The 12697-nt window shown below is 63.3% G+C and carries 10 protein-coding genes; 5 read left to right on the forward strand and 5 right to left on the reverse strand.

Annotated elements, in window-relative coordinates; genetic code table 11:
• From NRB56_RS37920 to NRB56_RS37940, 5 genes are all read right to left on the reverse strand, one after another.
• The coding region (locus NRB56_RS37920; protein ID WP_319944118.1) for a transposase at positions 1–259 on the reverse strand (259 nt) is incomplete at its 3' end.
• Positions 260–329: 70 nt separating this feature from the next.
• Entirely contained in the window at positions 330–614 is a 285-nt protein-coding gene (locus NRB56_RS37925) for a transposase (protein ID WP_153349210.1), read from the reverse strand.
• A 390-nt stretch (positions 615–1004) separates the two neighbouring features.
• Positions 1005–1877, reverse strand: a complete 873-nt coding sequence (locus tag NRB56_RS37930; protein ID WP_153349211.1) for a hypothetical protein — start codon at positions 1875–1877, stop codon at positions 1005–1007.
• Between the two features lie 58 nt (positions 1878–1935).
• Positions 1936–2430, reverse strand: coding sequence for a transposase (locus NRB56_RS40605; RefSeq protein ID WP_153349212.1), 495 nt, complete (start codon positions 2428–2430; stop codon positions 1936–1938).
• A 626-nt stretch (positions 2431–3056) separates the two neighbouring features.
• Positions 3057–3212, reverse strand: coding sequence for a hypothetical protein (locus NRB56_RS37940; RefSeq protein WP_153349213.1), 156 nt, complete (start codon positions 3210–3212; stop codon positions 3057–3059).
• Positions 3213–3349: 137 nt separating this feature from the next.
• Between NRB56_RS37940 and NRB56_RS37945 the strand changes: the two genes are divergently transcribed.
• The 5 genes from NRB56_RS37945 to NRB56_RS37965 all read left to right on the forward strand — a co-directional run bounded on the left by NRB56_RS37945 (position 3350) and on the right by NRB56_RS37965 (position 12634).
• Entirely contained in the window at positions 3350–4288 is a 939-nt protein-coding gene (locus NRB56_RS37945) for a helix-turn-helix domain-containing protein (RefSeq protein ID WP_227838685.1), read from the forward strand.
• Positions 4289–4457: 169 nt separating this feature from the next.
• Complete coding sequence (locus tag NRB56_RS37950) at positions 4458–5948, forward strand: hypothetical protein (protein WP_153349215.1); 1491 nt, start codon at positions 4458–4460, stop codon at positions 5946–5948.
• 495 nt (positions 5949–6443) lie between these two features.
• Positions 6444–8099, forward strand: a complete 1656-nt coding sequence (locus tag NRB56_RS37955) for a PD-(D/E)XK nuclease family protein (RefSeq protein ID WP_153349216.1) — start codon at positions 6444–6446, stop codon at positions 8097–8099.
• Complete coding sequence (locus tag NRB56_RS37960; protein WP_319944119.1) at positions 8053–9204, forward strand: pPIWI_RE_Y domain-containing protein; 1152 nt, start codon at positions 8053–8055, stop codon at positions 9202–9204. Before NRB56_RS37955 ends, NRB56_RS37960 begins: the two co-directional genes overlap by 47 nt.
• Positions 9205–9286: 82 nt before the next feature.
• A complete protein-coding gene (locus NRB56_RS37965; RefSeq protein ID WP_227838686.1) occupies positions 9287–12634 on the forward strand; it encodes a pPIWI_RE_Z domain-containing protein in 3348 nt (1115 codons plus the stop codon).
• Positions 12635–12697: the final 63 nt, after the last annotated feature.

Raw genomic sequence — 12697 nt, forward strand, 5'->3', positions numbered from 1 at the left:
GTAATCGCCGCCACAGACCGGCCTCGGTCCACACGCTGAACCGCCGATGCGCCGTCGGCACGGTCACCCCGAACGACGGCGGCAGCATCCGCCACGCACACCCGCTGGTCAGCACAAACACCACCGCCGTGAACACCGCCCGCTCATCCACCGGGGACACCCCGCCACCCTGCGGGCGCCGGCGGAACTTCGGCAGCAGCGGCTCGACCAGAGCCCACAACTCGTCCGGCACAAGACGTTTCGACAACCGGTCATCCACAAGTCGAACATCATGCCGCACAACCGATCACAGCACACCATGAACGAATCACAACCACGTAAGACACGTTCTAAGCCGAGGCTTTTGACAAGAACGCATTGTCTTTCTCCAGCTCGGCGACCTGCCTTCGCAACCGCAGCAACTCCGCCCGTTCCGCCGCGTCCAGGGGTTTGTCCCCCTGGACCTCGGCGGCGGCGTCCCGGCGGCGTTCGTCTTTCACCCAATTGCTCAACATGCCGGCGTCGATCCCGAGTTCCCTGGCAACCTCGGCGGTCGTGCGGTCGGAATCGATCACACGATGCGCAGCCTCGACTTTGAATTCGGTCGCGTACGACCGGCGCTTACGAAGGGGCATACGGACATCCTCTCAACAAGACCATTCGGTCTGTCAAATCGGTGTCCACTCCCCGGGGTGAACCTCACTGCACCCCACGCCGGGCTACGTTCTTGAAATCACCACGGGGAGACTTCAACGAAGACCCCTTGGCATCGAGCATGGCGGACAACGCGTTGCAGGCATCGTGGTGGTGCAAGTGCCGTGACGGGCGTGATGGCCGAGCATGTCGTCAGAAGAAACGCGATCCAACCGGGCAGGTGAACTGCCGCCGCGTCCGCATCACCAGACGACGCATAGAGCACGCCGTGAGGATTCGAAAAATGTAGCCGAGAAATGTTGTTGTTATCGTTTGCGGAGTTCAAAGCCATGCTGAGCTATTCGTACCGCAAACGCGCCAGCTTGCCAACTTTACAGCAACAATTCCGTTTCCATGTTCCCGCTCGGGCGATCAGGGTTCCACTTCTTGGTCGTAACGGCAGGCATCGTCTCGCCGGCTTTGATATTGAGCTGACGGAACTGGCCGCCCGCCACCCAGGCATTCCATGCCTTCAAGTACAGATGGAGTTGGTTCCTGGACCCATCCGCCTTTGTCGTAGATTTCCCAGTACTAGTGCGGAGGATGACATTCCGCAACATCAGCCGCGGGTCACCTTCCGCCAGATGGGCGCCAGACTCCAACCCGTCAATCCATGCGGTCTGGTCGATATCGGGACGGCGTGACTTCGTGAGGTAATGGCCCACAGCTGCTGCGGGAACCAAGATCCGAAATGCCTTGTTCAGGCTCCTGCCCAGTGTCACCGAATCCCGCATCTCGGGGTGTGTTTGGAGGAAATCGACGATTTGTTCGTTCGTGACCATCGAGGTGGTTCCGACCCATACTGAATTTGGGTTGTGGGAGTATAAGTAATGCACGCGTAGTGCAGATGCCAAGTATGAAGCATTCTCCTCGCCGCTGAGGCTGAGGATATCTCTGGCCGAACGTTTACGGCCGGTGTCGACCACGGAAAAGGTGGCAGATGGTACGTCAAAAGTTACCTGCATGCGCACAGTAACGCCGGATCGTACAACAGCGGCAAGTCGATGCTGCCCGTCGATCAAGACTCCATTGATGTCGAATGCTATGCCTTGGTGGGTATGTAGCCATTCGCCGCGCTGGATGGCGTTTGCCAGCTGTGCCACCATCATTCTGCTGAGAGGGCGATTGCCGGTATTCTTTTTCAACCATTCCGAGGCCAGCTGCGGTGTCACATCTATGGCCTCGGTGCGGAAGTTGCTTGTCATCGCATTCCTGTGAGTGTGATCAATCCGGGTCGTCGTGAGATTAGCAAGCAAGGCGTAACTACTGCAATGGGTGGTCTCTCCCTCGGGATGCTGACGGAGGATCCCATGTCGCAGTCGTTGGTTTGCTTTTGTATCGCGAGGGACCAGCGGTTGCAATGACTTGGATCCATGACTTCAGGCCTGGATCTAAGCAGTGCTCTGCCAGGTCCGATGCTCTGTCCCACAAGCCTGCCGCACTCCAAGCCGTGAACCTCCGATGGGCGGTCGACGCCGAAACATCGAAGGCTTTCGGCAGGGACTTCCAGGGGCATCCTGCAGTGAGGATGTAGACGATAGCGGCGAGTACCCGCCGTTGATTGACAGGAGGGGTTCCACCGCCTTGCGTTCGTTCAGAAAATACCGGCAGCTCGGTTTTGAGGAGTTCCCACAGGTCATCGGGAACAAGCCTCTGCGATAGTGCGTTCATAACCACTCGATTATGCACTCGATTGCAAGAGGAGCTGCAGCCGCCTTGCAACTCAAGCACCGGCAGCACCCATATGGGATCGGACATATAGGAATGATTCGGACAATTATCGGTAAAGATTCCGGGCAGTCTCGCTAGCGGTTCAGGTGAGCGTTGTCGGCCTCGGGTTCGGCGTCCGGTCGACCCCAGTGCGGGGTTACCCGGGGGTGCAATCGAACTACGCCAGGCGCGATCAGGGTATTGAACCGCGTCGAAGGCCCGACTTCGGTGTCAGATCAGCCCCGGTCTGTGTGGCTTGCTAGGCGGCTTTCGGCCGGTGCCAGGACCGTCTTTAAGATCTCCAAGCCTCGGCATCGCTATGCCGGGTGAGCTCCACGTCGGCGGTGAAACCGGCTTCGCTGATATCCCGTGCCGGTCATCGAGGAGATCTGCCGCCGCCGGTCAGTCGCGATGGGTCCAGTATTCGAGGGTGATCGCGCCCCCTCCGACAGTGCAGGTCTGTGCCGGCGGATCGAGTTTGGCCGTGTTGCCACAGCTGGTCAGCGCCCAGCTGCACCAGTCGGCGGTGCGTGCGGTGAGCTGATTGCCGGTGTCTATGGTGTGACCACGGAACCCGTCTGGTGTGACGGCATCATGACCGGTTTGCCGTCGGGCCCCGGCGTGACTACGCGACGAGTGTTGGCTCCGGACTTCGGATTCGGCGCGCTGTAGTCTCAGGTGCCGGCGAATTGGCCGCCACTGTCCGGGTCGTGCTCAGCGGCTTTGGTGCAGGTATCGTGCTGCAGGATGAATTCGTAGTCCCGATCGGCGTGATGGCTGATAGCCACGATCGTTTCGGTCTCGTGGCGCCCGCCGACCTTCACCGCCACTCGGCGGTGGTGTAGGAGATATTCGATGTGAGATTGTGGCACAACTGGTTCGGCGTATTGAGCACCAAACTGTCTGCGGCGATCCGGAATTGCCAGGTGCAAGCCACGCCGGTGCGATCAATTACCTAGTGATTTGGATGACGAGAGGTACCGGGCAGGTCAACCGACAGATTCGGATCTGCAGTGCATCCAACCGAAATCGGTTGCACACGCTCGGCGACGGGCCGGGCGTCGGCACCGAAGTGGCAATGCGCTTCTCGCTGACGAACTTCCGGCTGCTCGGTTTCGCCATGCTCAGCAGCCCGATCGCGGGCGAGGCCCTGCGCGTCGCATTGAACACACTCCAGATCGGCAACCGATTCATCGACACTGCAGTCACTTTCGGCCGGACCACCGGCCGCATCGAATTTCGCACCGACACGCTCCCCGGCGACGTCCGAGCCTTCCTCCTCGAGCGCGACACGGTCCTCATCTGCGGCGTCCTCGTACTGCGCTGCCTCGGTCCGAGCCTGCGTGACCGCCTCGGCGAAACGCGCTTGGAACTGGCGCTCCCGCACCGGAGCGTGGCGGCCGTGACCGACGGCATGACCCGGCTGCTGTCCGACATCTCGCCGAACCCGGTCCGGCAGTTGCCGATCGTCGCCGATCGCCCCGTCAGCAACCTGACGTTTCCCCTCGACCTCCTCACGGAACCGATGTCGATGCCCGACCCGGCCACCGCGGCTCTGTGCGAACGACATTGCCTCGAACTCCTGCAACAGCGCCGTGAACGCGGAAAGTTCGCCACCGGAATCCGTTCCGCGATGCTCACTCGGATCGACGCGACCGCGAACGACGTCGCGGCGACCCTGAACCTCGACGTCCGCACTCTGCGCCGGCGACTCGCGGACGAGGGCACCACCTTCGGCGCCCTACGCGACGAAGTCCGCTGCACCCTCGCGCTGGACATGCTCGGCCCCCTCGGCCTCACCGTGCGGGAAACCGCCTCCCGCCTCGGCTACTCCAGCCCGGCAGCGTTCAGCAGGGTATTCACCTGCTGGACAGGCGAGCCACCCAGCACCCACCGCCGTACCTGACTAGGTTCGTGCACTGTCCATCGCCCGAACGAGGCGCTCGAAGCCCGGCGGGATGTGGTGTGCGCGGCCGGTGGGACGTCTTCGCACTGCGGTTTGTCGGGGGTCCGAATCGGGTGAATGGGGCAGAAGGCATTGGCTGTCCGGATGTGTCTGTGCTGCAATCTTTCGTATGGTCAGGACGGCGGCTCCTCTCAACGATCGGCAGCGGCAGGTTCTCGACTGGATCGCAGAAGGTTGCCCGGCGCGCGAATGGCCGAATGCGACGTACAAGGCGACCGCGATCGCCTTACAGAACCGCCGGCTAGTGAAGATCACCAAGCGTGGTGGTTGGAGCGCCGTACTCACTGAGAGCGGCGAATACTATTGCGCTCATGGAGCGTTCCCCGTTGCTGCCCAGTGGACTCGGCAGCAGCGCGCTGGTGCGAAGTCCGACGCTCGTCCGAGGCCGACAGTCTCTGTGGTCGCCGTACCACGACCACGCGTTGCGAAGTCGCCCGACGCGGTATCGCAGCCAACCGAGGAACCTGGCTCGCCGATCGACTCACCGATCGACCGGCAGAGCAGCGAGGATCTCGACGCCGCGCGCCTACTCGCTGCGGACGTTGCGGCCGCGAACGGTGAGCTGCGTCGAGATGTGACCGGCAGAAAGCGGTATTTCGCCCGGCTAGTCGACATCGTGAACGCCGAGGAGTTGGAGCAAGCCCACCGTCGCCTCTCAATCGTGAACGCCGGTCAAGATGGTGAGGTGGTCTTCACCTACGGCACCGTACCGACCTGGCTCTCGGGTTGGCCGCGACACGTAGTGGTGGCCGAGCGCATTCCACGGTGGCACCCGGTCGTCGTGAGCGTTCGCACCGAGAAGCGCCTGTCCTGCACCGCGGAGGTCAAACCCCGCGCACTCCGGATCCTGCACCTCATCGCGACAGAGGCTGATGCGCGTGGACACAAGCCCGCTCTGCCGCGCCGTGATCTCGACCGCAACGGTTACCATCGAACGTACGAACACGGACATCTCAAGATCGCTATCCGCGACTACACCTACACCGTCAGCGTGTTTCAGCAGAATGACCGAGTCGAGCACGTGGCCACTTCGAAAGAACTCGAGGAGCAGAAGCGATACTCCTGGACCAAGATTCCGAAGTGGGACTCGGTGCCCAACGGTCAACTCGGTATCAATGTATGTCTTCTGGATGGTCGTGACTCCCACGGGTTCACGGACAATCCCAAAAGATTGATTATCGTCGAGGATCTCCTGCCCGAGGCGATGCAATGGCTCGAACGAGATGCGGACCGGCGTGATGCTGTCAAGGAAGCGGAACGGATTCGAGCAATCGCTGAGGTCGAGCGTCAGCGCGAAGCGGCGCGTCTCGCCGAAGTCCAGCACCGAGAGAACCTGAAGGCGGACGAACTGCGCAGCCAAGCGGGCAGATGGGCCGAGGCCGCCATGATTCGTACCTACTTGGCCGCGTTGGCGGAACGGGTCGCCGAGGTCGAGGACGACGTGCAACGGACGACTGCGACCGAATGGCTCGAATGGGGGAGAGGCTATGTCGAGCAGCTCGACCCGTTGGCGGGGGTGCCCGGCCCTCCGCGGCATCGGTCTATGACCTGGGAGGAACGTCTGGATCTTACTGCAGCAGCACGGAGCTCTATGTCGTGATCGGCACTTCTGGCAATATCGCTGGAGAGCGGCTGTAGTCCCGTGCTGCGGCCGGCAAGTGCTGTTGCAGTGATGTTAACGCCTTCTGCCGAAGTGGGAAGTCGTCGAGGAGCGCCTGGGACGAGTCGGTGAACTTACCTGGATCGATCGGCGCCTCGTAATCGTATCCACCAGTGCCCAGCTGACTGCGCTGATGGCCGGGCCGGCGCTGAAGAAGTAGTCAGTCCAGGTGTTTTGGCCGTTGTGACCGCTTCTACGACTGCTTTCTGGAAGTCTTGGGACACCATGAACTGCTTTTGAGCTGGTGTGGCGTGTGCAGGGCGCGCAGTCGATACCGCATGGTCGAGTTTCGTCGAGTGGCTTTGAGTCCACAGGTGGGGCGGGAATTCGCCACCCTCAGGGATTCGTCGGTGCGGTCGTGGTCAAGGGTCGTAGTGTTGTTGACGCGAGTGTCGGTTGCCGCTAGGGGGTTCGGTGGTTAATGAGGACAGTGCCGTGCCTGTCGAGCTGATCCGCGTGGGGGCAGGCAATTTACTGATCAGTGAACTGGCGTGCCCGAGATTTCTTGCGGCGAAAGCTCGGCCGGCGATTCGGGTCGGGAGGGGCATTTACAAAGGGCGCGAGCAATTGGCGGATTTCGCGCTGGGGACGATCATGGATATCGTCAGCCGAGTCGAATTCGATCGAGTCGACGAGGATTCGGCAGTGTCCGATCCGTCATGGCGCGAACGGCACCACGCCGCAGTGGTCACCTTCATCGAGCACGCCGTGCGTGCCTATGTGAATATGTCCACCGGGTCAGGGATCGGGCGGTCCATGAGGCCGGTTCGCGGGGTTTGGGTGGCGGGGCGACAAACCCAGTCGAAAATCTGGGAAATGTACGCGTGGGGACGCGGTTATGAGAGCCTCGACGGCACCGTGCGGGAATTTCGATTCATTCGGAGTTCGCTTCGAAACGCCAGAGATCCCAGACAGGTCGCGGTCGCGGCCTATGCTGCGGCCTTCGGCGTCGCCTGCAAGTGGTCGCCGAGCGAGTGGGGCGAGCCCTTCGCGCCGATCGACTCCACCGTCCCGCCAGGTGTCGGACGAGTACGGATCGTAGAGGTCTGCTTATTCGACGGAGAGGTCGAGGTGCTATTCGATGGAACACCTGCGGTAGCTGAGTCTTTGTACCGGTCGGTCGCCGCGGACGCGGTCAAGGAGACAGTCTACGGAACCGACACCCAGCCGGGCCGAAACTGCCTGTCGTGCAAGATTTTTGGCGGCACCTGCCGCGACATTACCGATGCGCCTGGATTGCTCGGGGTCACCGCGGAGCGAGACGCACCGTACCGCACCGTCTCGATCAGCACCCTGCGGTACTACCGTGACTGCCCAGCACGAATGTATCTCTACGGCGCCGGAGTGCCCCGGATCGGCGAGTACAGCGACCTCGCCGGTCTCGGGCAGGCAGTTCACGGCAGACTGGCCGCGCTGCATGCCCGAGGCGCGGGGGCCTGCTGCGTCGGGGAGTTGCCCAGCGGCGACGACGAGTGGGCCGCGGAAGGGTGGACTGTGCGCGGTGAGCTCGCACGCTGTGGCGCCGAGATGCTGCGCCATCACCTACAGGTATGCCCGTTCGACGGTCTCGACCTGCCCATTGGCGAGGTCCTGCCGGAGCCGACCCTGGTGTTCCACGATCGCGTGGCGCGCGCGATCGTCGTCGCGAAACCGGACCTGCTGTACCAGGAGTCGGGCAGTTGGGTGTGGCGGGAGGTCAAGACCACGCAGAGCCGCCGGGACGTGTCGGGCGTGCTATTGAGCCGATTCCCACAACTCGCATTGGCGACGGTGCTGCTGGCCGACGGCCGGCTCGGAGGCGACGGGCGAGGATCGCGAGTCGAGCTCGAACTGCTCCGACCGGACCGGGCCGAGCTGTGGACGATCGATCCGTCCGATAGCGGTCGGGTGGCCGAAGCGAGAGAAACCCTGCGGCAACTGTCCTCGGAATGGCGCGACGACCTGCGGTTCGAAGCTCGGCCCGGTAAAACATGTCAGTGGTGTCCTGTATCCCTATGGTGCGCCGACCGATCAACGGTGGCCACATATGACGAGGAAGACGCCCGTGACGAATACGAGTTCGAGCACGACCCGGCTGCCGAATCTGATTGACGGCGAGGACCTTCTACGACTGGTCGCCACTGCTGCCCGCGCACTGTCGGAGATGACGCTGCCCGGGGACCCGGTGTATCCGCGCGTGGTCCAGCAGGCACTCAACCACGTATCGCTGGCCTGTGTGCTGCGGGGCGATCCCGGACCGGTCAGCGTGCCGGACCTGATGTCGTGGGCGGCACGAAAACCATTGCGCGAGTGGCTGTTCGACATCCCGGACGACGCCGTCGACAGTGATGGCACCTTGGTCGACTCGGAAACAATGATGCCGACCCAGCAATGCCTGGAATGGGTCGTGTCGGCGACTGATGTGGTCGCCGAACAGATCGAGAACAAGTGGCTGTTCGAGGCGATGCGGGCGTGTGAGCTGGCTGAATCTCCGCTGGCCTACACGGCATTCCGACGGACCTTGATCGAGAAGCCGGTCATGACCGGCCGGCAGCAGCGCGCGCTGCTCGACAACGACGACCTCGACCCGACACGCGAGATCCTCACGCAGTGCTACCTGCCTGCATCGGCGGCACTGTCGGTGAAAGGCGCTTTCGCTACCTGCCGTCGCTGCGGATGTCTGTTGGTGCCGTTGAACTCCGGCCGATATCGGTGCGAGCTGGACCGGTGCCGCCGACATCCGGTGGAGGTGGGGCACCTGCTCGACGGTTCACGCGACGGAGGGGTCCTGCAGCTGCTGCGCCCGCTGCGTATGTTCATCACCGGACCCGGCCTGGCCGAAGTCGATCTCGAACGCAGTCTGCGGGCTCCCGGAAGGGATCTCAGCCCGCAGATGTGGCCGGAGTACGACACCTACGACCTGAGGTTCGTCGTCGGCGCCATCGTGTGGGCGATCGACGTGAAGGATCACGCCAACCCAGCCTTGCTGGGACGTAACGCCAAGCCGTTCCGCAGAAGGCCGGCGTACGACCGTGCGGCCCTGGTGGTCCCGTATTACCGCTTCCAGGACCGAGAGGACTACAAGCGCGTGTTCATCCGGAACCTGAATCCCTCCGCCGGGCAGATCACGCTCCTCTCGGACCGGGAACTTCTCGCGGTCGTGGACCGTCAGCTCGCGTCGGTCACTGCGTCGATGACGGGGGAACGCCGTGCGTGACCGGAGCCGGTGGCACCGGCCCCTACTCGACGACCTGCGTGACATGTGGCCGACCAGTTTCCGGACGTGCGGGCCAGGCGACATGCTCGACATCGAGCTCGGGCTGTACCTGCAACAGCACCTCAACCCGGACCGCAACGCCGACGATACGTGGACGCTGTTGGGCGGGTACCCCTTCGGCGCCGCGTTCGGCGACGTGACCGACGACGAGGCCCGCGCGCGGGTGGCTCGAGCGCGGCACTACCTGTGGGACCGCCGTCGCCATCACGAATGGCGACGCAGCCTCACCGACTACCTGACCATTCCTGAACACCTTCGAGGATTCGACTTCGACGAACCATCCGCGCCGCCACGGCGGCGCCAGCCCGCGCGGGCGGCCGGGCGGTTCGAGGTCTACGACCGTGTCCTGTCGGATCCGCCGCCCTTCGCCAGAACTCCGATCCCGATCGCCGGAGCCGGCGAACATACCTTCCCGGTCGGCAACCTGCGCTACTCGGTACGAATCCCGAAGCAGCTGTTGACCGACGCAGCGCCCACGGGGCACCAGTTGGATGATCCGCTGCCCGGCAACGGCGAGCCGGTCGAGGTCCGCTGGTCACAGCTGAAAGCGACCGCAGACACGATGGATGCGATCGAGAACGACCGTGGCGGGAAGCTCCATCAGTGGCGCCGACGCCTCGATCGCGTCGAGTTGCGGGTCCGTGATCGGCGCGGTCAACGATTCGCGAGTTCCGCAGACCCTCTGTTTCGGATCGACGGCCTGCTCAATATGGCGGGCATGGTCGGTGCCGGCAAGTCGACCGTCCGCGACATACTCACGTATTGGGCTGTCACACAAGCAGATCCGGCCCGGAATGTCACGCTGGTCGTAGGCGATGTCGCTGAGGTCCTGGCCATCGTCGAACTGTTCACCAACCTCGGTGTTGACGCGGCGCCAGTTCTCGGACATTCCACTCGTGAACGCAATCTCGAACGGTTGCACCGGCGACAAGCCGGAGCCGGAGCCGACAGCATGCTCGCCCATGACCACGTCGGGTTCCAGTACCTCAGCAGCGCCTGTGCCCTCGACGCTCTGCGCGGCAGTGAGGAGACCCGTCCTCTGCGGATCCGTGAGGCGCCGTGCATGTCGTTGCTACCGGCGCGCGGGGACGACCACGACCATGGGTCCGGGTCCCGTCGCGACACACGTCATGTGTGCCCGCTGTATTCCCGGTGTCCCCGGCACATCGGTTCTCGGAACCTGATCACGGCGAAGGTCTGGGTGGCCACCCCGGCCGGTCTGGTCCACAGCGGGTTGCCTAATGCTATTCAGCCCGAAAGAATCCGGTACCTGGAGCTGGCATGCCGCCGAAGCGACCTGATCATCGTCGACGAGGCGGATCGGGTACAGATGCAGCTGGACACCGCGTTCGCGCCCGCGATGACGCTGCGCGGCGGTAACGAGTCCTGGATCGACGAGGTGTCGGTCCACAAGATCGGTGAACTGATCCGTGGCCGTCATCTGCAGCTGGTCAACGTCAACGTCGACGAGTGGAACACGGCGATCAACACCGTACAGACCGCGGCGGACAAGCTGTTCGCTCTCCTGATCGACCACAGCGAACTGCGGAGCTGGATCACCGAGGACTATTTCAGTGCATTCACCCTGCACCGCCTCCTCATCGACGACTGGTTCGCGACAGCCGACACCACGGGTGCCCACGAGGGTGCTCACGGCGCGGGAGGAGGTGAGGCATTGGACCGCCTCGAATTCGTACAGACGGTGCTGAACCGGTATCGCGACCAGCCGCTGCGGGCCCAGCGCGTATCGAACGACCCGGATCCGGAGGCAACCGAGTGGGTGAACCGGTTCGTGAACCTGACTCTCGAGATCCTGCAGTCACCGCGAGAGTCGGTGCAGGACAGGCTCACTGACACCTTGACCGAGCTCCTCGTCGTCGACACCGACGCCGGCGAGAAGACAGTCGACGCGCACGTTCTCCGATTCGAGTTCACGCTCGTGCTCGCGGCACTGCATCACTCCCTGGACCGGATGACAATCCTGTGGACCCAGGTCGAGCCGGTACTCCACCTTGAAGGCACGTCGAACGTGATGTCGAGGCGCCCTCCGAAGGACTACGAACCGATCCTCCCGGAATCGCCGATGGGCAACATCCTCGGCTTCCAATTCCACGCTGGTGACGGCCCCAGCGGCGAGCTGCGCTTCTTCCGCTGCAACGGAGTCGGACGCGAACTCCTTCTTTCGCTACACCGGCTCGGGGCCGTGGACAGCCGGCCCGGCCCACATGTGATGCTGATGTCGGCGACGAGCTGGGCGGGCACCTCGACCCGCTACCACGTGTACGCACCGGTCGACGTGGTGCTGCGCCCCCACGCCGATGAGGTGGCGGGAATCAACAAGTCGAGTTTCCGCACACATCTGCTGTACTGGCCCGGTAACACCGGGCCCGGTGATCGGGCCCCGATCCGTCTGTCGGGCACCGACTCTCGCACACGGTCAGCGGCATTGGTACAGATGCTCAACCAACTTGCCCTGCCCGATCGGAGTCTGTCCGGCGGGACGAGCGTGTTCGACGAGGAGCTGGCCGACATCGAGGATCCGGAACGCCGCCGAATCCTCGTGCTGGTCGGCAGCTACGACGAGGCAAAGCGGGCATTCGACCACCTCAACAACATTCCGCAATGGAAAGGCCGTGTGACACGGCTCATTTCCGACGACGCCGATGTCGACGACTACTGGATGACCCTGCGCCGCGGTGAGGTCGCCACCTTCGCCGACACCGGCGCCAGCCTCCTGATCGCACCGTTGCTCGCTGTCGAGCGCGGCCACAACATCGTGGTCACCGGAGGCAAGGCCGCGATCGGCAGCGTGTTCTTCCTAGCCCGCCCGCACCCGCGCCCCGACGACATCACTCTCGCCATCCAGGCAATCAACGATTGGGCGGTACGTGGAATACGCGGAAGCACAAACACATTCGACACCACCGCCCGGCGCTACGACTCTCCGAACGACGCCGGCCTTGCCTACCGCAGAGCAGCGACCAAGCAATGGGTGCATTTCCTGACCCGCCGCATGGCGTGGTCGAGTCTGCGCGGAGACGAACAGATCGCCGCCGCCTGGGACCAACTGGTGGTGATCTGGCAGGTGATCGGCCGCCTCGTGCGGGGCGGCGAGGCGGCCCGGGTCGTGTTCGTCGATGCGGCATTTGCGCCCCGTGCTGCGGAATTCGGCACCGACACCGCCGAGACCAGCCTGCTCGTCGCCCTGCTCGCAGTCCTTCAACCCTACTTCGATGAGAACTCCGACAAGCCGTCACTCGACCGGTCACTGGTTACCGCACTATACGAGCCGCTGTATCTGGCCTTGGGACTGCTGCAGGATCCGGTGACAGTTTCGGTCACGCGGCCTGACTGGCCGGTGTGGTCATGATGACCTCGTACTCGACCGGCGTCAAACGACTCAGACGGGCCTGCCGGCGTCGACGGTGATATG

The sequence above is a fragment of the Nocardia aurantia genome (assembly GCF_009604425.1).
Lineage (GTDB): Bacteria > Actinomycetota > Actinomycetes > Mycobacteriales > Mycobacteriaceae > Nocardia > Nocardia aurantia.